This window comes from Paenibacillus sp. FSL P4-0081 (genome assembly GCF_000758565.1).
Taxonomy (GTDB): domain Bacteria; phylum Bacillota; class Bacilli; order Paenibacillales; family Paenibacillaceae; genus Paenibacillus_AQ; species Paenibacillus_AQ phytohabitans.
This window is the reverse complement of sequence record NZ_CP009280.1, coordinates 1,309,974-1,331,432: the sequence shown is the minus strand read 5'-3', so window position 1 is coordinate 1,331,432 and position 21,459 is coordinate 1,309,974. Positions and strand designations below refer to the sequence as shown.

General features: G+C 51.2%; 17 protein-coding genes and 1 riboswitch. Of the genes, 2 read left to right on the top strand and 15 right to left on the bottom strand.

Annotated elements, in window-relative coordinates; translation table 11 throughout:
- Positions 1-37: 37 nt before the first annotated feature.
- The 10 genes from modB to P40081_RS05660 all read right to left on the bottom strand — a co-directional run bounded on the left by modB (position 38) and on the right by P40081_RS05660 (position 10,500).
- Positions 38-700: a molybdate ABC transporter permease subunit gene (modB, locus tag P40081_RS05705; RefSeq protein WP_042133997.1), complete on the bottom strand. Its 663-nt coding sequence runs from the start codon at positions 698-700 to the stop codon at positions 38-40.
- A 29-nt stretch (positions 701-729) separates the two neighbouring features.
- Entirely contained in the window at positions 730-1,509 is a 780-nt protein-coding gene (gene modA / locus P40081_RS05700; RefSeq protein WP_042133995.1) for a molybdate ABC transporter substrate-binding protein, read from the bottom strand.
- A 204-nt stretch (positions 1,510-1,713) separates the two neighbouring features.
- Positions 1,714-2,607, bottom strand: coding sequence for a nickel transporter permease (gene nikC / locus P40081_RS05695; protein WP_042133992.1), 894 nt, complete (start codon positions 2,605-2,607; stop codon positions 1,714-1,716).
- A gap of 11 nt (positions 2,608-2,618) precedes the next feature.
- Entirely contained in the window at positions 2,619-3,623 is a 1,005-nt protein-coding gene (locus P40081_RS05690; RefSeq protein ID WP_042133990.1) for an ABC transporter permease, read from the bottom strand.
- 78 nt (positions 3,624-3,701) lie between these two features.
- A complete protein-coding gene (locus P40081_RS05685) occupies positions 3,702-5,372 on the bottom strand; it encodes an ABC transporter substrate-binding protein (protein WP_231575292.1) in 1,671 nt (556 codons plus the stop codon).
- 120 nt (positions 5,373-5,492) lie between these two features.
- On the bottom strand, positions 5,493-6,485 hold the full coding sequence (locus P40081_RS05680) for an ABC transporter ATP-binding protein (RefSeq protein WP_042133988.1): 993 nt from the start codon (positions 6,483-6,485) through the stop codon (positions 5,493-5,495).
- Entirely contained in the window at positions 6,482-7,471 is a 990-nt protein-coding gene (locus P40081_RS05675; protein ID WP_042133986.1) for an ABC transporter ATP-binding protein, read from the bottom strand. The genes P40081_RS05680 and P40081_RS05675 overlap by 4 nt, the downstream gene beginning before the upstream one ends.
- Before the next feature lie 271 nt (positions 7,472-7,742).
- A complete protein-coding gene (locus P40081_RS05670; RefSeq protein WP_042133984.1) occupies positions 7,743-8,708 on the bottom strand; it encodes a helix-turn-helix transcriptional regulator in 966 nt (321 codons plus the stop codon).
- Positions 8,709-8,942: 234 nt separating this feature from the next.
- Positions 8,943-9,626, bottom strand: a complete 684-nt coding sequence (locus tag P40081_RS05665) for a hypothetical protein (protein WP_042133982.1) — start codon at positions 9,624-9,626, stop codon at positions 8,943-8,945.
- 187 nt (positions 9,627-9,813) lie between these two features.
- Complete coding sequence (locus tag P40081_RS05660; RefSeq protein ID WP_042133981.1) at positions 9,814-10,500, bottom strand: M50 family metallopeptidase; 687 nt, start codon at positions 10,498-10,500, stop codon at positions 9,814-9,816.
- Between the two features lie 212 nt (positions 10,501-10,712).
- On the opposite strand from P40081_RS05660, the gene P40081_RS05655 reads away from it, so the two are divergent.
- Positions 10,713-11,222, top strand: coding sequence for a phage tail tape measure protein (locus P40081_RS05655; protein WP_042133980.1), 510 nt, complete (start codon positions 10,713-10,715; stop codon positions 11,220-11,222).
- Between the two features lie 52 nt (positions 11,223-11,274).
- Positions 11,275-11,979: an AIM24 family protein gene (locus P40081_RS05650; protein WP_042133978.1), complete on the top strand. Its 705-nt coding sequence runs from the start codon at positions 11,275-11,277 to the stop codon at positions 11,977-11,979.
- Between the two features lie 82 nt (positions 11,980-12,061).
- On the opposite strand, the gene P40081_RS05645 is transcribed toward P40081_RS05650, so the two are convergent.
- From P40081_RS05645 to P40081_RS39215, 5 genes are all read right to left on the bottom strand, one after another.
- Positions 12,062-12,517, bottom strand: a complete 456-nt coding sequence (locus tag P40081_RS05645; protein WP_042133976.1) for a Dps family protein — start codon at positions 12,515-12,517, stop codon at positions 12,062-12,064.
- 231 nt (positions 12,518-12,748) lie between these two features.
- On the bottom strand, positions 12,749-14,227 hold the full coding sequence (locus P40081_RS05640; RefSeq protein WP_042133975.1) for a potassium/proton antiporter: 1,479 nt from the start codon (positions 14,225-14,227) through the stop codon (positions 12,749-12,751).
- 87 nt (positions 14,228-14,314) lie between these two features.
- Entirely contained in the window at positions 14,315-16,861 is a 2,547-nt protein-coding gene (locus P40081_RS05635; protein WP_042133973.1) for a discoidin domain-containing protein, read from the bottom strand.
- Positions 16,862-17,081: 220 nt separating this feature from the next.
- A complete protein-coding gene (locus P40081_RS05630) occupies positions 17,082-18,596 on the bottom strand; it encodes a glycosyl hydrolase (protein WP_042133971.1) in 1,515 nt (504 codons plus the stop codon).
- A gap of 211 nt (positions 18,597-18,807) precedes the next feature.
- Complete coding sequence (locus tag P40081_RS39215; protein WP_231575291.1) at positions 18,808-21,264, bottom strand: PA14 domain-containing protein; 2,457 nt, start codon at positions 21,262-21,264, stop codon at positions 18,808-18,810.
- A 13-nt stretch (positions 21,265-21,277) separates the two neighbouring features.
- A riboswitch (cyclic di-GMP riboswitch) is annotated at positions 21,278-21,358 on the bottom strand.
- Positions 21,359-21,459 lie beyond the last annotated feature (101 nt).

Genomic DNA, 21,459 nt, shown 5'->3' with positions numbered 1-21,459 from the left:
TTCTGGTGATACCGGGGGTAATTTAGCTTACACTCCGTCAGGATCGGCGGTTAACAAACATCAGCATAAGGGCCGAGATGACAATGATTGAGCATACCCACATCCAGGCCAGCGTCATGTTGCCGCCGTCAACCGCTACATAGATTGCGGTCGGCACCGTCTGGGTACGTCCGGGGATGTTCCCCGCTACCATAATCGTTGCGCCGAATTCGCCCAGCCCCCGGGCAAACCCGAGCACGTAACCTGCGGCCAGTGAACGGCTGGCCAGCGGAAGGGTTACATAGCGCAGGACCTGAAGCTCGCTGGCTCCCTGCGCCCGAGCGGCATCCTCAAGATCCTTCTCCACCCCTTCGAAGCCCGCCTTGACTGTCCTGTATACCAAGGGGAAAGCAACGACTACTGCGGCAATGACTGCCGCGCCCCAGGTAAACAGAATGGTATGCTCGGTGAACTGTTCATACAGCCTGCCGATCCAGCTACGCCGGCCGAGGATCACCAGCAGGACGAAGCCGACAACCGTCGGCGGCAGAACCAGCGGAAGCAGCAGGACCGTTTCAACCAGGCTGTGTCCGAAGAACCTCCGCCCTGCCATCTTCTTGGCTGCGAGCGTAGCCAGTAAAAACACTATAATGCTGGTAATCACTGAAATCTTGACCGAAAGCCAGACCGGGGCGAAAAAATCGGTCCAATTGATCTCCATCTCTTCTCACCCCATTTATATAGTAGTTATTATTGTGCTAATTGAAAGCCGTAGCTTGTAAATACCGCGTCCGCCGCTGTTGTCTGTACATAATCGTAGAATGCCTTGGCCTCCGCCTGATGCGGGGACTCCTTAACAATGCCTACCGGATAATTAATGGCCTTGTGCACATGTCCGCCCACTGTCAGGGCAATCTTCACTTTGTTCGACGTAAGCGCGTCTGTCTTGTAGACGAAGCCGGCATCTGCATTGCCTGTTTCCACATAAGACAATACCTGACGGACATCCTTGGCAAAGACCAGCTTGCTCTGCAGCGTATCCCATACCTTCTTAGCCGTCAATGACTGCTGCGCATATTGCCCGGCCGGCACGGATTCCGGCTGGCCGACAGCCACCTTCTTGAACGCTTTATCGGTAAGCTGGGTGATTGTAGTAATGGAAGTCTTCGAATCAGAAGGCACCACGAGAACCAGCTGATTCTTCAGCAGTTCCGTATTATCACTAATGAGCCCGCCATCTACCAGGGCAGTCATCTGTTTGTCTCCTGCAGAGAAGAACAGATCAGCCGGAGCGCCTTGTTCAATCTGCTTTTGCAGCGTACCGGAAGCACCGTAGTTAAAAACAAGATCAATACCGGGATGCTGCTTCTCGTAAGTCACGGCAATCTTGTCGAGACTGTCCTGCAGGCTGGCTGCCGCAGATATAATAATTTCAGTTTTCTTAGCTGCCTGTGCCCGTTCACCAGGTGCAGCAGACAATCCCGCCGCTACCAATCCCGCCACTAACACTAACCCCAGCTTCTTGAACATTTCCATTCCTCCCATGTATGTATCTTATATATTTTGGTGCTATTCTAGCACATCTTTTTTGGTTTTACTATACGTTTTGATTATGTTTGATTATATTTAGTTATTATTGACATGAACAAGTGATAATTCCAGCTGTAAGTATAGCTACTCAGAAAAAATAGCCCTTACAAGCCAAAGGCCTGCAGGGCTATCAGTGAACAGAAGTTAATTCTTCATACGCGGGTCAAGCACGTCGCGCAGGCCGTCCCCTACCAGGTTGAAGCCTAGCACGGTCAGCATAATGGACAGCCCCGGGAAAATAACCGTCCAGGGTGCCTTCTGAATGAACTGCCGTGAATCCGAGAGCATCTTGCCCCATTCCGGATCGGGCGGCTGTGCGCCGAGTCCCAGGAAACCAAGTGCAGCTGCCTCAATAATCGCAGTGGCGATGCCAAGTGTCCCTTGCACGATAATCGGCGTTAAGCTGTTCGGCAGAATATGGGTCAGCAGAATGCGGTTATTCGTCATTCCGATCGCCCGGGCTGCCGTAATGTACTCCTCCGATTTCAGAGAGAGTACCTTGGCCCTTACCAGCCGGCCATAGGTAGGGATATTAACTATGGCGATGGCATATAGCGCATTCTGCAGCGAAGGCCCCAGAATGGCTACGATGGCAATAGCCAGCAGAATACTCGGGAAGGCCAGCAGAATATCGAACATGCGGGAGATCAGCATATCGATCCATTTGCCGTAGAATCCCGCAAGAATCCCCAGAAACGTACCGACAACAATGGAACCGATAACCGAGAAGAAGCCCACCCAGAGAGATATCCGGGCACCGTATAGAATACGGGTGAACATATCTCTGCCCAGATCATCTGTACCGAACCAGTGGTCAGCGGACGGCGCCTTGAGCCGGTTGACCAGCTCCTGCTCCTTGAAGCCGTAAGGCGCGATGAAGGGTGCCAGCAGGGCAATCAGCACAAAAAACACAATGATGCCAAGGCCGAGCATCGCTGTCTTATTCTTGCGGAAAGCCTTCCACGCATCCCGCCAAGGCCCGGAAACCTTGTCAGCAGGTACAGCCGGGGGCGTTACTTGAATTGATGCCTGTCCCATAGGTTCCCCCCTCACTTGTAGTTGATGCGCGGATCAATGACGGCATAGAGCAGATCCACCAGCAGATTAATGAATACGAAGATAAAAGCAATGATCAGGATACCGGTCTGGATTACCGGATAGTCGCGTGAGCTGATCGCCTCAAATATATATCTTCCCACGCCCGGCCAGGCAAAGATTGTCTCTGTCAGCACCGCACCGCCGAGAAGCGCACCTGTCTGCAGACCTACTACGGTCAGCACGGGAATCAGCGCATTCTTAAGTGCATGCTTATATACGACAAGGAATTGCGACAATCCTTTGGCCTTTGCCGTACGGATATAGTCGGAGTTCATGACCTCCAGCATGCTCGAACGGGTCATCCGGGCAATAATTGCCATCGGAATGGTGCCCAGTGCTATGCTTGGCAGGATCAGATGCTTAATGACCGTCCACAGCTGGCGCCAGTCTCCTGCCAGTATCGTGTCGATCACATACAGATTGGTTATACTCTCCACTGGATTCCGCTGATCCATTCTGCCTATCGAGGGCAGCCAGTGCAGCTTCAGCGCGAATAACATCTGCTCCATCAGCCCCAGCCAGAAGATCGGCATGGACACGCCAATGAGCGCTATAATCATCGCGGTATAATCAAACCAGGAATTCTGCCGCCAGGCACTTAGAATACCGGCGTTCACTCCTACAATCGTAGCGAACAGCATACTTGCTGCCGTAAGCTCCAGCGTTGCCGCCAGATAAGGCATAATCTCTTTGGCAATCGGTGTTTTGGTCCGGATCGAGGTTCCCAGATCGCCCTGCACCAAATCGCCCATATAGTTGAAGTATTGCTGCAGCCATGGTTTGTCGAGACCAAGCTGCTCGCGCAGCGCCTGTTTGGACTGCTCGGTTGCCTTTTGGCCCAGAATGGTTTCTGCCGGATCACCCGGAATGGCATGAATAATGGAGAAGACGATAATCGTCATTCCGATCAGCACAGGAAATAAAACCATGACACGTTTTAATAGGTAGGAGTTCAAGTTGGCTCACCTTCCAGTGGTCCTTAAGCATAACTTGCCGCCCGGCATGCGGCGGCAAGGAAATGCTTATGGAGCATACTATTCGAAGTAAATTTCGCTGTAATATTCCGTACCTGTAGGGCCTGGAACGAATCCTTTCAGATTGGCCTTCGCAGCCAGCAGCGGTGTAGTGTGCACAAGCGGAATCCACGGTGCATCCGCTTTGATGATCTCCTGAGCCTGTTTGTACAGGTCGGAGCGTTTCGCCTGATCCGTTTCCTTCTGGGCATTGATCAGGATCGTGTGCAGATCTTCATTCACATAGAAGGTACGGTTATTGCCGGGGATAGCATCCTTATCGAGCAGCGTATACAGGAAGTTATCCGGGTCACCATTATCGCCGGTCCAGCCGAGCATGTAGATATCATCCTTCTCGCCGGCTTTGGTGTCATCCAGATAAGTCGCCCATTCCGGAGATTCAATAACCGTCTTCACACCGATTTTCTCCCAGTCCGCCTGAATGGCTTCCGCAACCTTCTTGCCGTCTGGCATGTAAGGCCGGGATACCGGCATAGCATAGAGGGTTACTGTATCCGGCAGGCCGTCAGGGTAACCAGCTTCCGCCAGCAGTGCCTTTGCTTTGTCCAGATCATAATCATAATCCTGCACAGCATCGTTGTAGCCCCACAGTGAAGGCGGCATCGGGTTAACCGCTGCAGTAGCCTGGCCTGAGAAGAATGCATCGATGATTGCCTGTTTGTTCACCGCATAGTTCAGCGCCTGTCTTACTTTCACATTATCAAAAGGTTTCTTCTTAAAGTTGAAGCCGAGGTACGCTACATTGAACGGCGGGCGCTCAATCTTCTGCAGCTCAGTATTGCCTTCAAGTGTGGACAGATCATCCGGGCTTAAATCCTCCATTAGATCGATCTCGCCGTTCTGCAGGGCATTGAAGCGTGCCGAGTTGTCCGGAATGGAGCGGACGATTACTTTGTTCAGCTTAGGAAGGCCTTCTTTCCAGTAGTTCGGGTTCTTGTCCAGTGTAATGGAATCATTATGCTTCCACTCCGTGAACACGAAAGGTCCTGTGCCTACCGGCTCGTTCTTGAAGTTCTCCTTCTTCTCCTGGATGGCAGCAGGGCTGGCAATCCCGAAGGAGGTCATAGCGATATTCTGCAGGAACGGTGCCTGCGGCTGGTTGAGTGTGAACTTTACCGTAGTGGCATCTACAGCCTTAACCTCTTTGATTACACGGCTGCCGTCCGGACCGAACATCGAATCATAGTAATCAAAGGAATCGCCTTCGAACTTGAACTCACTTGCCGGATCACTCCAGCGCGTGAAGTTGAAGACTACTGCTTCAGCGTTGAAATCCGTTCCGTCATGGAACTTCACGCCCGGATGAAGCTTGAAGGTATACGTCAGACCGTCAGCAGATACCTCCCAGCTGTCCGCAAGGGATGCCTGTACTTCAGAGGTGCCGGGCTTGTATTCCAGCAGGGAATCGAATACCTGGTGGGCAATCTTCAGGGATTCGCCATCGGTGACAATGGCCGGATCCAGCGATGCAGAATCGCCGCCGCGCCCAAGAATCAGCGTATCCTGAGTGTTAGCCGATGTTTCAGGTGAGCTCTCCGGTGCTGTAGTCGCCGCTGCATTCGTGCCTGCAGTCGCTTCTGTGCCTGCGTTGTTATTGTTACCCCCGCAGCCGCTTAATGTTAATACCGCCCCCAGCGTTACTGCCAGTGCAAGACTACTCCACTTCTTCATCTCTAGAAAACTCCCTTCTCTCATTAAAAGTATTAAAGCGTTTATATGGAGCTGCGCCAAAGCGCTGCCATATATCAGGGCCAATGCATAGAGAGCGGTATTGAATTCTTCCTTCTTTCATTAGGCCAGCCGGGAACAGACTTCCTCATCATACAGATGGCACGCGGTCAAATGTCCGGCCCCTGTCTCCTGCAGCGGCGGTCTGACATTACGGCATACCTCCATCACCCTGGGACAACGTGTATTAAAAGCACATCCGACCGGCGCATTCGCCGGACTCGGCACCTCACCCTGCAGAATGATCCGTTCCTTGCGGATATCAGGATCGGGCTCAGGAACTGCGGACAGCAGCGCCTGCGTATAGGGATGCTGCGGATCGGCATAGAGCTTATGCTTATCAGTGACTTCAACAATCCGTCCCAGATACATGACGGCAACACGGTCGCAGATATGCTTCACCACGCTGAGATCATGGGCGATGAAGATATAGGTCAATCCGAATTCCTTCTGTAAATCCTGCATCAGGTTAATGACCTGTGACTGGATCGATACATCCAGTGCAGATACAGGCTCATCGGCGATAATCAGCTTCGGCTGGAGCGCCAGTGCTCTGGCAATCCCGATCCGCTGGCGTTGTCCGCCGGAGAACTGATGCGGGTAACGCTGCAAATGCGCTTTAGCCAGCCCGACTACATCCGCAAGCCGTTCTACTTCGGCCCGGCGCTGCTTGGCATCGCCTACTCCGTGCACGATCATCGGCTCTTCAAGAATACGCTGTACGGTATTGCGCGGATCTAAGGATGAGAACGGGTCCTGGAAAACAATCTGCATCTCCCGGCGCCGCTTGCGCATCTCTTCGATAGATAGCTTCGTGATATCCTGACCTTCGAACCAAACCTCTCCCGCCGTGGGCTCAATCAGCCGAAGCAAGGCACGGCCGGTTGTGGATTTACCGCAGCCGCTCTCTCCAACCAGGCCAAAGGTCTCACCTTTGCTTACCGAGAAGGAGATATCGTCCACAGCCTTGACATAACCCTGCGCGCGATTGAAGAACCCTTTGTTGATCGGATAATACTTCTTAAGGCCCTTGACCTCTAGCAGGCTCTCACTCATACCGCATCCTCCTGTTGACTTTCATGCAGCCAGCATCTGCAGCTGTGCTGTTCCTCCTGGAGCGTAAGCTTCGGAAGACTTTGACGACAGATATCCATGACATCAGGGCAGCGCGGCGCGAACCGGCAGCCCTGCATTTCTTTGCTGAGAATCGGCACATTGCCCGGAATTGAATACAGTCGTTCTCTGGTTTCATCCATCCGCGGTACCGATTCGATCAGCCCCCGGGTATACGGATGCAGCGGATTCTTGAAAATATCACGTACGCTGCCTTCCTCCACTACCTTGCCGGCATACATAACCGCAACACGGTGGCACATCTCCGCTACAACACCAAGATCATGGGTAATCAGCATAACTGCGGTACCCTGTTCTTCGTTAAGCCGGCGGATCAGATCCAGAATCTGTGCCTGAATCGTTACATCAAGCGCAGTCGTCGGCTCATCGGCAATCAGCAGCTCCGGACTGCAGGAAATGGACATGGCGATCATTACACGCTGGCGCATGCCTCCCGACAGCTGATGCGGATATTCATCAATAATGGCCTCCGGCCGGGGAATGCCAACCTTGCGGAGCATCTCTACAGCGTGCTCCCGGGCCTCCTTCTTGGAGAGTCCGCGGTGCAGGCGTACGGTTTCTATAATTTGCTGTCCGACCGTGAACAGCGGATTGAGCGAAGTCATCGGTTCCTGAAAAATCATCGAGACCGAGTCACCGCGGATCTTACGCATCTCTTTCTCTTTGAGCGGGACAAGATCACGGCCCTTCAGCAGGATACGTCCGCCCACGATTTTTCCCGGGGGATTCGGAACCAGCTTCAGAATGGACAGGGAGGTTACGCTTTTACCACAGCCGGATTCGCCTACCACACCCAGAACCTCACCCGGATTAATGTACAAATCAACACCGTCAACTGCAGGAACTTCACCGCGGTCTGTAAAAAAGTGGGTGTGCAAATTTTCAATTTTTAGAATGGGCTGGATCAAATCTCTACCTCTCTTCTACTTAAAAATTGAACAAAGGTCAAATGACAGGATAGAAAATATATTTAAAAAGTTAGATATATTAACGAATACCTGACATGACACGTTACAATAATCCGCTTAAATACACATTGTTGTTATTTAATGTATAACTTACTATATATACCCCGACTAGACAAGGAAAATTTGCACATATAACTAACACGAGTGTTTTGGTATGAATAATTACATGCCCAACCTGTGTAAATACCTATATATAAAAAGAAAAACTGCGCTATTTGTATAGCGACAGCCATTTCTCGAGCTGATTTCTGAGAACTTCCCGGTAGTAGACCGGCTCCATAATCTCAGCTTCTTCCTCGTATCTCATAATCCAGTGAACAAAGCCAATATCCTGCTCCACCGCAACCTTAAAATGCAGACAGCGGTTCTGGCGGTCCACCCTGCTGGGCTTCACAAACATCTCCTCATGCTTAAGCCTCTCCATCATCCGTTCCGAGAACTTGACTTTGAATTCTACCTGCAGACTATCCTGGTCCAGAGACCACTTCTGCTCCATAAAAGCCTGTAAATCAAATTTATCCTTGGAGAACCAGCTGTCCAGCGGCTTCACACTGGAAAACCCGTTAATATGAAAGGTGCGGATGATCCCGAAGCGATGACAAAACCCAATCAAATGAAAACGATTCTCCAACGGGACCAGGCAGTAGGGATCAATTTTGATACCTTTTTCTTCGTATGCATTCTCACTGTAGTCCGCCTGTATACTGCGCTGCTTCATCACGGCATCCAGAATGCCGGTCAGATAGAATGGCTGATCTCCATGAGATCCGCTTCTCTCCATCCAATGCTGACCCGCCTCCTTCTTCGCGCTCTCCATCGTTTCTTCCCTTTCTGCCTTTTGCTTATATTCTGCGGCCATCACTTTCTCATAGGCGTCTTCGAAATCCGGGGGCAGTAAAGGTTTGATATCCGTCATAATACTGCGCAACTGTGAAAATGCGGCTTCTTCTTCTTCTGACCAATCCAAAGGGTACAGTGCAAAATTACCGATAAAAGCATATCCCTTACCGTGTCCCATATGGGTAATGGGGATATGCATGGCACTGAGCGCATCCATATCCCGGTAAATCGTTCTCTCACTGTTGCCGCATCGTTCCGCCAGCTCACGGGCCAGAATTCCCGGTTTGGCTTGAACTAGCGTAATAATGCGCATCAGCCGGATTAATCGGTCTGTCATTTTCAGTTCTCCTTGATTCATGGTAAAATAGACCCATTATTTTTAAATAAACTAGTTATATATATCTATAACCAAGGATGTAATAACCGAGATAAGAAAATATAATAGAACTATTTTACTATATTACCACATTTATATATTACACGATTCGTTATCTATTTCTGCGAATTGGATTCAAATTTTAACCTATATGTATGATCACTGCCTATTGTATCCCTGCTGCATTCCTTACATTTATCTCGTTACAACCTTTCCCAAGAGAGTCATCTCCACCTCAAGCTGCTTATAGAGTGCTTCCGCTTCCTTTACAAGCTGCATATCGCCGGAACGTGCAGCGAGCAGCAGCAATTTATCCGCCTGACGCCGCAGCTTCTCCGTGGAGACCTGCTGCTGATTTTGGGCTCTGGCCACTTCCCTTTCTGCTAATAATCCCTCCATTTTGAGCAGTTCTACATGCTTCTCAACATGAAAACAACACTGAGCGCCCAGTACATCCGTATGATGTGAATATTCCATTCCGAGCTTCTTGAGCGGCAGCTCACGTATACGTTCTACCGTGGGCTGTCTGTATTGCCACTGCAGCCAAAGCGCCTCATGTATGCCTGCAGGCATGCCTGACATCGTAAATTCCAAAGCAATAAACCTGCGTTGCCCGGAATGGATTTTGCCCAGCTTCAGCAGCAGTGAGCGTCCTTCTCCTTCTTCTGCTGTACACCCGTAGCATCCGGTCACCGTAACGTGGCTTTCCAGCCATACACGCAGCTCAATTTCCCGGGCTACAACCTTTCGGCTTTTCTTGCGGAATTCCTCTCCTTGTGACACTCCTTTCCACTCCACGAGCAGGATAATATTCTTCGCACCTCCTGCTAAAATCCGATCCTGGCTCCAAGTAAATATGGGCTGAATACTTGCTTGCATATTTCCACCTCTTTCTTTTTTTGGGTCTTCTATTAATGTACCAATAATGGCGGACAACTCCTTGTCATGGAATATATGTTCGGTCCTATAATATCGACAAAAAAAGAGCCAACCTACCACTAAAGGTAATTGCCTCTTTGCGAAAGTCTATTATTTTGTCAAAATATGACGAACACAGTTTTGCGCATTATAGGCTTCTTGCCCGGTTAGCTTTTTTTTCTTCCCTGAAAAAAAAGCCCAGCGCCCACTTGGCACATAGCAGCGAGAAGAGGAAGAACAGCAGTGCCCACAATATAGCCGGCAGCGGCGTTAATCTGGCCAAATTTGCTGCATCCCCCGCACGGGAAGGCGTCAGTACCGAAGCCGTTACCAAAAATAGCGTCCCCATTACGGACTCCTCCAGAGTCAGAAATGCAAGAAATAAATAATAATATTTGCTGACCTTCGGCCAAAGGAACAGCATAGCGGCATTCAGCAGAATAAAACCGCTCAGCCAAATCATCCCAAAGCCGCCCCGTACATAGAGCACCAGCATCACCAGCGCAACACCGCTGGCCATAATCAGCCCCCACTGCCGCTTGTCTCTACTATATAGATAGAAGAGCAGCAATGAGAACAGTGAAGCCAGAGGATAACCGGCCAGCGATACAAGAATTGCCCTCCCCCCTGCGGCAATCGCTGAATAGGTTACACCGCTATGGTCGGGATGCAGCTCTATCCGCAGCACACTCCCCGAGAGCAGCAGGGTTACCAGCGCATGGCCGAATTCGTGAAACATCGTATCCAGATTACGGAATAAGGATGAGAACGGAATAAACCGGGTCAACAGTGCAGAACCTGCCAGAAACAACAACGTTTTGAGCCATTTATTCACTCGAAGCAGCTCCTTTCCGTTCAAAGTATACGTTAATTTATGTGCACACTCAATATAATAGAAACCTTCATATGATTTGTACTGTATTACACATATGGTTACCTGCATAGACAGGAAGGGTAATTATGCCTAAAGCTGCCCGCACTGCCCAAATCAGGACCGGCTATGATAAAATAAGAATACAACAAGCCTATAACAGGTGGTGATCATTAATGAACAAACGCGCAACAAGAAATATGATAAAGCTGCTGGGGTCGGCCTTGCTGCTGCTCGGGATTTCTTTCACTTATGATATCCCTGCGGCCAAAGCCAACTATTTCACTGATTTATATAATGGACTACAGAGCTTCTCGGAGCTGCCCGGTGAAGTCAACAAACTGCAGGAGAGCTATCAGCAGACGGCGGAGGAACTGCAGAAAACAAAGGCGGAGCTTGGAACGGCAGTGGACGAGCTGGGGCAGACAAAAGACCAGCTGGACCAGTCTCTGCAGCAAATGGCGACCTACCAGGCCCAGAATGCCGCGCTGCAGGAACAGAACCGCCAGCTCAGCCAGGTCGTCGATGAACTGAAGAATGACCGTACGGCACGGGAAAATTACTATAACCGGATCAAGGTGACGGTAATCACCGGACTTGCTCTTATCCTGGGTTATTTCCTGCTGATCCGGCTGCTGCGCTTCACCATGCGCCACCGTTCCAGAAGAAGCGACCGGCTGCGTTAAGGCTGGAGGAAGAAGCGCATGTACACAGCACTGCACGAGGGGAGCATAAGGAATGAATGTTGATGTCCAGGATGAAGGCGACAGCGGCAGCGGACAGGCTGTTGCTTTTACCGTCGCAGAGAATGAAGAGGTTCATGTGCTCCATCCGCAGCAGATTATAGCCTATCAAGGCCCCTCTTCAGGACGGGCGGACCGGCTGATGGATGTGAAGGGCATGTACCGCAAACGAAAGCTGATCCGCTCGGATATCACCGGTCCCTGCCGGTTCGTCGCTGCATTGCCGCCCGGTTACCGTGTCAAGACGCTGCAGCTCGACGGCAAGAGCGATCTGCTCTATGATTTCAGGCATCTGTTCTTCTACAGTAAGGGAGTCACCATGCAGACCAGAGTATTGAATATGAAGAATATGCTGATTACCCGGGATATCGTCAAGGTGAAATTCTCCGGTCATGGCAGCATCGGCATTCTGACAGAAGGTACAGTCTGTGAAGCCGAGCTTGACCCGTTTGATCCGCTGTATGTCGATGCCGGCAGTATTATTGCCTATCCCGAGAATGCCCGGCTTGAGCTTACGGTCTACGGCAATCATCTCGCCAGCCAGCATATGAGCTATCACTGGAAGATGACCGGCCACGGGCCTGTGCTGTTCCAGGCCGGACGCCAGAGCAGGCGTTTTCAGCGGGATAATAATGAAGACGGCATTATCAAACGGTTCCTGCGCGAGGCGTTGCCGTTTGGCGGAGTATTTATCAAGTAAACCTGCCGGGATAACCGGCCATACTGCAAAGAGCGCCCGTGCGGATACCACGGGCGCTCTTCTTATATACTATTGTTACGGTTTAAGCCAGGTAAGCGTTCAGCATCCAGGATGTTTTCTCGACGCTTGTTCTAATACCGATCAGCAGGTCAGCCGTAGGCTGGTCGCTAAGCTCTTCGGCAGCAGAGATTGCCTGCTTCAGCTCTTCGGCTACGGCAGTGAAATCCTTAACCAGCTGCGCTACCATTTCCTTCGCGCTTTCGCCGCCGGTTGCTTCCTTCAGTCCGGAGAGAGCCAGATATTGTGTCATTGTGGAAGCAGGTTGTCCGCCAATGGCGAGCAACCGTTCAGCCAGCTCATCCACATAACCGGCAGCTTCATTGTACAGCTCTTCAAATTTCTCATGCAGCGTGAAGAATTGTGCTCCGCTGACATACCAGTGGTAATGATGCAGCTTCACTCCAAGCAGCGTCCAGTTCGCTGTCTGACGGTTCAGGGCAGCATGCAATTCAGTATGGCTTTTAACTTGTGTACTCATTCTAATAACCTCCTGGGATGTGTATTTATTTGTTATTGTATTTAGACTCATTCTAAATCTATATACAATTTAACACAGATTACGTCTTAATGCAACTCTGTTTTATGATATAGGGTTACTGCAAATTCTAGCATTCCCCTTTCGGAACCTCCTATTATTTCGGTCACAATGCTGTGAAATCTGCTATATTGACACAAATCACTTCACCCGGCAGAGAAGCTCACATTTATCCTAAACCGATGTGATATCTGTCTCCGCCGCCTTCCCCTTCCCGCTCCGGAAGATCGCCCGCATCTCGTCCCGTTTGGTCTTGGGGCTGAGTACATATACTGTATCACCCGGTTCAATAACCGTGCTGCCATGCGGCGTCACGATGCTCTTGTTGCGGATAATCGCGGTGAACAGGATATCATCCGGCAGCCCGATCTGCGCAATCTGCATCCCGGCAATCGGCATATGCCGGTCAATCCCGATGTGGTTAAATTCGGAATCCGTCTTGCCAAGAGCCACGAGCTCCATCAGCGACGGCTGGGATGCATCCTCCCGTCCTACCAGTCTAAGCCGCGATGCCAAGGGCGAAATGGTCGTTCCCTGAATGACCGCCGAGGTCAGGACTACGAAGAAAACGACATTGAAGAACAGCCGGCCCTGCGGAAGCCCCGCGAGCAGCGGGTAGGTCGCAAGCACAATGGGGACGGCGCCCCTGAGTCCGGCCCAGGAGATCAGTGTCTTTTCGCGGAAGGAGAACTTGGCAAACAGCAGACTGATGAATACACCCGCAGGTCTTGCTACTACCATTAGAATAACGGACAGCAGTATACCCTGCCAGGCAATATCCGCCAGCTCCTGGGGAAAGACCAGCAGTCCGAGCAGGATGAACATGGCAATCTGCATCATCCAGGCAAAGCCGTGATTGAAATTCATGATCGTACGGTGATACATCAGCTCGGAATTCCCCAGCACCAGCCCCATGACATAGACGGCAAGCAGACCGCTGCTGTGGACCATCGCCGAAACCCCGTAGGTCAGAACCGCAAAGCCGATGGCCATCACCGGGTACAGCCCGGTGGAGTCCAGATTGATCCGGTTGATCAGATATGTAGCCAGCTTACCGATAAGAATCCCCAGCAGGAGACCAATCCCCATCTCCCAGAAGAAGGAGAGCACCAGACTCCAGATTGCAGTATCAGGATGCTGTATCCATTCGATCAGGGAGACGGTGAGGAATACCGCCATCGGATCGTTGCTGCCTGATTCTGCTTCGAGTGTGGAGGTCAGGCGTTTATCAATGTTTTTGCCGCCCAGTACTGAGAACACCGCAGCCGCATCCGTCGAACCGACAATCGCCCCGAACAGGAAGCTCTCCGCCCACGGCACGCCTAATATAAATCTGGCAAAAACACCGACAACCCCCGTTGTCACAAGCACACCTGCCGTAGCCAGCGACAGCGCCGGCTTCATGACCGGACGGATATCCTTCATGCTCGTCTGCATTCCGCCTTCAAACAGAATAACCACAAGCGCAAAAATCCCGGCGATCTGTGTTAATGAAGCATTGTTGAAATAAATGAAATGGCTGAGCACCATCCCGGCAGCGATAAACAGAACCAGTGCGGGCATTCCAAAACGGGTGGAGAATTTGGTGGACAGCACGCCTACCAGCAGCAAAGCCGCCAGCAGCAGAATAATTTGATCTGCAAGATGAGTCATCGATCCGGTTCACCCCTTTCCCATTCATACTTCGCAGCAAAAAACCCCGGTGGCTTCTTAAATCCACGGAGCTTATTATGCCGTCCTTTATTCTCTTGAATACACCTGCAGCTCCTGAATCGACCAATAGTTGCCTCCGGAACCTGTCTGCTGTATGCGGATATAACGGGTTTGGACCTGGGAAAAAGCAATTCTTGTCAACTCCAGCTTCCCTTTGCCGGATGCTACCTGTGTCCAGCTCTTGGCATCATCGGATACCTGGACGGTATATCCCCGCGGATAATCATACGACGATAAAGTATAAATCAGCTCTATGGCTTCTATTGCATGTACTGCACCTAAATCAATCTGGAAGTATTCACCTGATGCCTGGTGTTTACCGGTATCCCAGCGTGTGCGCCGGTCCCCGTCAATGGCACTCTCCGGCTTCGAGGCTGCCGTGTTCACATTAGACGTAACCTTCCAGCCGGTCCGGTCCAGCGGGACGAGTCCGGTTGCTGTAATCTGCGTCTTCTCCGACATGACGCCAGAGCCTGACACTCTTACCGCATAAGTATACAATGTGCCCTCCTGCAGTTTGCTGTCAGTGTACTCTGTGCTCTGCACACCTGCCGCAATCACTTTCAGTTCACTGCCCGGGCCGTCGGCCCGGAGCACTTCATAGCTTGCCCCGGGAGCCTCCAGCCAGCTCAGATGCATCGACAGCCCTTTGACTGCCGCGGCCTTGAAGCCTTGCGGCGCCACATCCGCTACTTCGGAAGAGGGCTGCAGAATATACTGCACCGCCTCACCCGGAGCCAGCGTTTCGGTGAATTCCAGCACAGGCGTAGCATTCCTGCCCGACATATAGCTGCGTGCCTCTTCATAAGTATCTCCGCGGCCAAAGCGTTCACCCTCATATACGGTCTTCTCCGGCATGGTCACCTTCACTTTAACCGTCTGCTCGGTTTCTTCGAAATTGACAAAGTTCACAAGCAGCTTGTTGGATGTGGCTCCGCTGCCTGCCAGAGGCTCAAGGGTGGAAGTGTCTACCGCCCGCACATACACCAGTTTGTCAGCCAAATCATCTTTGTTCGTAATCTGGTAGCTCAGCGGCGCCCCGTGTGTGGCATAAGCCAGATCCAGCCGGCGCATAATACTTACGCGTGAGTCTTCACCTTCTTTGGTATAATAAATCTCTGTAGCTCCCGGATCATGCTCCTCCAGGTTGAAGCCGTACTTGAACAGACTGAAGTTCTTGAAGAAAGCCGCATGCTGCACAAACATATCGGCATATCCGATATGCCCCCGCATAATCCGGTCAAACACCGCCGCAGTCCGCTCGGACGCGCCGTATTGATAGGCATCCACATGAGAATCCGAGGTGCCGAATTCGGTGGTGAGCATTTTTTTGCTGAGACCGTCTACAGCTCCCCCAAAGGTCTTCAGGTTCTCTGTAAAGCTGCCTCCATTGCTGAAAATGTAGGATTCACCATAGGAATGCCCATTGGTCAAATCCGTTACTTCCTCCAGCTCGTTCCGCTGCTCCGGGTCCCGTTCCCAGCCGTCCGGATCTCCGCACTGCTTAAGCGTCCCCTTCTGATTACCACAGGAATCTTCGCTGTAACCCGGCCAGTATGCCCAGCCCGGGGCCACCGTCTGCAGATGCGGTGCGATCGTCTTGCCTTTCTTATTCAGCCAGTCGGCTATCGCCAGATTGACTGCTTTGGAACGGTTGAACAGTCCGGGCTCATTATCCACCTCATAATACTGGAAATACTGGCCGTACTGCTTGAAATAATCGGTCAGCTTCTTCTCCGCATCATCCGGCAGTGAACCGTCTTCCTTGAGCTTGATATCACCCGTGTACAGATAGAGGGCAACAGCCTGCATATTATAATCCTTCAGGACCTCGTAGTACTCTCCCATATTCTCACAGGATCTGCCCACATCGCTGGCACAGCTGGTCCGCATAATGTTGCCGCTGTAGGCTAAACCCAGCCATTTCATAATATAAGGCAAATGCGTAACTGCACCTTTGTCAAAATAGAACTGTTTGTTGTTGACCATGGTTCCGGTCAGCGTATAGCTCCCGTGAATCGGCTCCTTGACCGGAGTCTTCAGTGCTTCCAGACTAAGGTTATCCCATGTCCACCAGTTATACTTATCCTCCGCAGCGGAGGAATAGATCCCGCGCGCTGCCCGCAGTGTCAGCTCGTTGGTTCCGCTGATGAGCTGTTCTTTGGGAATGTACAGCTCATAGGTTTTGCGGAAATCGTATTTACTGTCCGTACCGTCCACACCGGCAATCTGAATAATCCCTGACAGCTGCCGGTTAGAGAATACGCTCATCTGCGGTACGGATTTGTAGGCATCAAGGATGCTGACACGAAATAAGACCCCGTTAACCGGGATCTTATCCAGCTTGTAGGTAATCCGCAGTTCAGGATTGGTAGCGCCGTGCAGCCCGGACGGGATACTCTGAAGCTCCGCCGCCTTCACTGCGGTTGAAGCAACGCTGAATACCCCCTTGGCCCCGTTTGATCCGGCTGCTGTAAACTCTGCGGCTGAACCGTCATGCTGGCCCAGCTTCCATAGCACAGTCCCCTCCGGAACTGCGGGACCCGCATCCTTGGCCGCAGATAATTCCGACATGTCAACTTCCACCTCGCCGCTATTTGTCCCATCCTCTCCGAAGACAGAAACGGACAACAGAAACAAGATGATCAATGCTGCAAATTTTAGTAGTAGATGAATGGGTTTATTTCTCTTTGTTTTGAGTCTAGTCCTCATTCCCTTGTCCTCACTTTCTTCCAGGGTGGCTGTAATGTACCGGTTTCCGTAGAGCCGCATTCGTGATGACCAGCTTCATTCCTCAAGGAAGAGTCAGCGCGTTCTGGGGAATCACCGCCTGCTTCTGGCGCGGGCTTTGCCACATCAGACGGACGCTTGCGTCACCGTGATTCTCATAATACTCCACTTTAATATCGTAGGCAGTTGCGGCTGTAAGAGTTATACTTCCCTCCCGGCTGACACCGCTTTGCTTCTTCCAGCTGTCAATGATCAGCTTGCCGCCGATCCACACACGGATGCCGTCATCGGAAGAGGCTGTAAAAGTATACTTTTCACTGTAGACTGGCTTGATCTTACCGGTCCAGCGTACGGAAAAAGAGTCCTTGCCGATTCCCGGCGCTGGTGAATCCCCATGCCAGTTGAAGTCAATCCTGTTGTCATTCCGGGTAAGCAGCGGTTTGCCGGACAGCTCCGTATTGCCGAAATACTGCCCCTTGAGACCGTTGCGAGATACCGCTGTAAGTGCGTTGAGCTGAGCACTCAGTGCCAGCTTGTAATCATCCCGTGATACGGTGTACTTATTGCTCATAAAGCTTTGAATTTTCTGGAGATTATTATTCTCGAGCAGCATTTTCCCCCATGTCATCGTATATACCCATTTACTCTGGGTTTGAGACAATATGACAGGGTCTGGAAGCTCTCCGCTCTCCCCGATACCGATGGGTTTGCCGTCAGCCAGCTTCAGAAGGTTCTCGTAATAGGATTGCTTAAAGTCATTGTTATAAATATCGGCTGCCAGTACATCCACCTTGGCGGCACCCGGATAATAATTGCTGTAAGCCTTTGCCCACTCGTTCGGTGCATTCGGGTTCCATACCCACAGCAGATTATTCAGCTTATGCGTGTTCACCATACGGTCGTACACTATATCCCACAGCTGGGCAAAGTTATCCTTTTGCCCCCACCAGAACCAGTTGCCGTTCATTTCGTGATATGGACGCCATAAAACCGGAACTCCGGCATCCCGCAGTTCACCCAAGTACCCGGCTACCTCATCCAGCTCGGCGATTAGAGCTTTGTACTGCGGGGTTCCCGGAGTAACATAGGCGTCAAATTTATCCTGGCTCAGATTCATTTTCACATTAGCCCATTCGGGAGAGGTTCCCGGCAGATTCTGATGGAAGGTCATCGCCACAATGCCTCCGCCTTTGTGCCACTTAATGGCACTGTCTACGACAGCCTGACGCTGCCTGGCAATGGTCTCCTTGGACTGGTTGTTAATAGCTCCCAGCTCGTAGCCGTGCAGAACGGCATACTGTCCGCTTGCATTTTTAAGCTTATTATTGAATTCATCGGGGCTCTCCAGGTAATCATGCTGGCCGGAGATCATGCCCTTGCCGCTGAGATCGGCAAGATAGCTTAACAGTGCGGTGGCTTCCTTGGAAGCGGAGGGATTAACGGGTTGGATGGAAGCGGCAGGAGTGTTTACGGGGCGTGCTACGGGAAGACTGCGCGCCTCCCCCCATGGCAGAAGTGAAAGGATAAGGATAATTGGAATAATTGTTGTATATAGCCTGTACTTACGGTAAGTGTTCAATATAATCTCCTTTCCCCGGGTTTCACTGCCGCCTTAGGCGTGCAGGTATGCAGTTCTCTGTTAAGAGGCTGCAATGAATTAACCGGATGGTCTATAGCTTAGTAGCCCTGCTAATAGCAGGGCCATTAAGATTGGACTTTATAGGATTTAGAATTGTAACGTCTTAACCAGTATCAGCGCCAATAATGAATACAGCTGCGGGGGTATGAACTTAGGAAGCGGAAGGGAGAAACAGTGCGCTCGCGGGAACCGTTGCCTTAACTTGGCTCGAACTCTCCCACATCAGGCGTGCTCTGGCATCTCCTTGATTCTCATAGTACTCCACTTGAATATCATATAGCTGACCGGCTGTCAGGCTTATGCTTCCTGTGCGTTCGGTCCCGCTCTGCTTCATCCAGCTGTCGATCACAAGCTCACCATTGATCCGTACGCGGATGCCGTCATCTGAAGTGGTATAAATCTGATAAGTCTCAGTGTATAGCGGCTTGAGCTTACCGCTCCAGCGTACAGAGAAGAAATCTATGCCGATTGCGGCATCCGGCGTGCCTTGACGCCAGTTGAAGTCAAGCACTGCATCGGTACGTACCACTGCCGGAGCACCAGACAACGTCATATTATTGAAATATTCCGCAACCAGCCCATTCGCCGCAGGAGCCTCGGCCGTAAGATTCTCCGGTAATGGAGCTTCTGCCGGCGTTGGTGCCGCTGTTGGCGTTGGTGCCGCTGTTGGCGTTGGTGCCGCTGTCGGCGTTGGTGCCGCTGTTGGCGTTGGTGCCGCTGTCGGCGTTGGTGCCACTGTCGGCGTTGCTGTTGGCACCGGTGTTGGTGTTGATACTGGTAACGGCGTTGCTGTTGGTACTGGTGTTGCAGTCACAGCCGGAGCATCCAAAGCTGCTTTGCTGGCTGAAGAAGCAGCCGTGTTCACAAATAACGCGCTTGTAGGGACAGTTGCCTTCGCCTGGCTTGGACTCTGCCACATCAGGCGGATATTGGCATCGCCGGCATTCTCGTAATACTCCACTTTGATATCATACAGCCGGCCTGCCTGCAGGTTTATGCTTCCTGTACGCTCGGTACCGCTCTGTTTGGTCCAGCTGTCGATTACAGCTGTGCCGTCAATATAGACGCGGATACCATCATCGGATGTAGTGATAATCTGATAGGTTTCACTGAAAGAAGGTTTGATCTGACCCGTCCAGCGTATGGAGAAGCTATCCACTCCAAGCTTGGCATCCGGCGCTGCCTGGCGCCAGTTAAAGTTCAGCAGCGCATCATTCCGGACCAGAACCGGAGTGCCCGAAAGCGTCATGTTCTTGTAGTATTCTCCCTGAAGACCATTCTGAACGACGGGGGCCGTCACAGAATCATTGGAAGCAGGGGGCGGCGTCAGTATCGGTATTGGCATTGCAGTCGGTACCGGCGCTGGTGTTGCTGTTGGAACTGGCGTTGGCGTTGCTGTCGGTACCGGCGTTGGTGTTGCTGTTGGTACCGGCGTTGGTGTTGCTGTTGGTACTGGCGTTGGTGTTGCTGTTGGTACCGGCGTTGGTGTTGCTGTTGGTACTGGCGTTGCTGTCGGTTCCGGCGTTGGCGTTGCTGTTGGTTTCGGCGTCGCCGTAGCAAATGTGCCTGCTTTATAATCGTCCCGGGTCACAGTATAGCTGTCGCTCATGAAACCTTTGATGGTAGCAACTGTGTTGGTTTCATACAGCATTTTTCCCCAGCTCATCATATATACCCAATTTTTCTGTGAGAGTTGCAGCTTTGCTGTGCTTGGCATTTGTCCATTCTCGCCAATGGCAATCGGTTTGCCATTCGCAAGTGCGAGCAGGCTGTCATGATATTTATTCATATAATCGTTCTCATATATATCTGCCGCGAGTACATCCACCTTGTCAGCCCCCGGGTAGGTCAGCGCATAAGGATCAGACCAGGCATTGGGTGCATTGGGGTTCCATACCCACAGCAGGTTGTTTAATTTATGAACGTTTACGAAACGGTCATACATAATATTCCAAAGCGCAGCAAAGTTATTTTTCTTCCCCCACCAGAACCAGTCACCGTTCATTTCGTGGTAAGGTCTCCAGAGTACGGGAACACCAGCATCCCGCAGGCTTTTAAGTGAAACTGCCACTTTGTCCAGATCTGCAATCAATGCAGTGTACTGTGTTGTACCCGGAGTAATATATTTATTGAATTCCGCCTGGCTCAGCGGTTTCTGAACATTGGACCAGAGGTATGCGGTACCGGGCAGATTCTCATGAAAAGTCATGGCTACAATGCCGCCGCCCTTATACCAGTTGATCGCGCTGTTCACAACATTTCTGCGTTGCGCCGCTGCTGTACTTTCCGATTGCCCGCTGATTACGCCCAGTTCATAGCCGTGAAGAGCAGCATATTGTCCGCTGGTTCCTTTCAGCTTGTTGCTGAATTCGTCCGGACTTTCCAGATAGTCATGTTGGCCGGTAATAATGCCTTTTCCAGTGATAGAATACAGATCATCCAGCAATCTGACTGCTTCGGTTGAAGCCTCCGGATTAACGGGCGCTTTGGAACTAGACGCAGCTTCTGCAGATGAAGGCATTCCGCCGAGTCCCAGAGGTACTGCAGTCAATAAAAGGGCCAGAGACAGCACAGTGCACAGCAAACGAGACTTACGGTAAGTTATCAAAATCCATCTTCCTTTCGGTAGCCAGGCTGCCACTCTTGCGAAGGCCCTATAGCTTTGCGTCCCTATCTTTCGATTAGGTTTGCCTTTGTCGTATTGGAAGGATTAATCCCTCTTACCGTAAGTATCGTCCCTATTTAGTTTTAATTTAGAGCAAAAATGAAATTTTCTTAATAAATGGTTCTTAATACCTGTTTT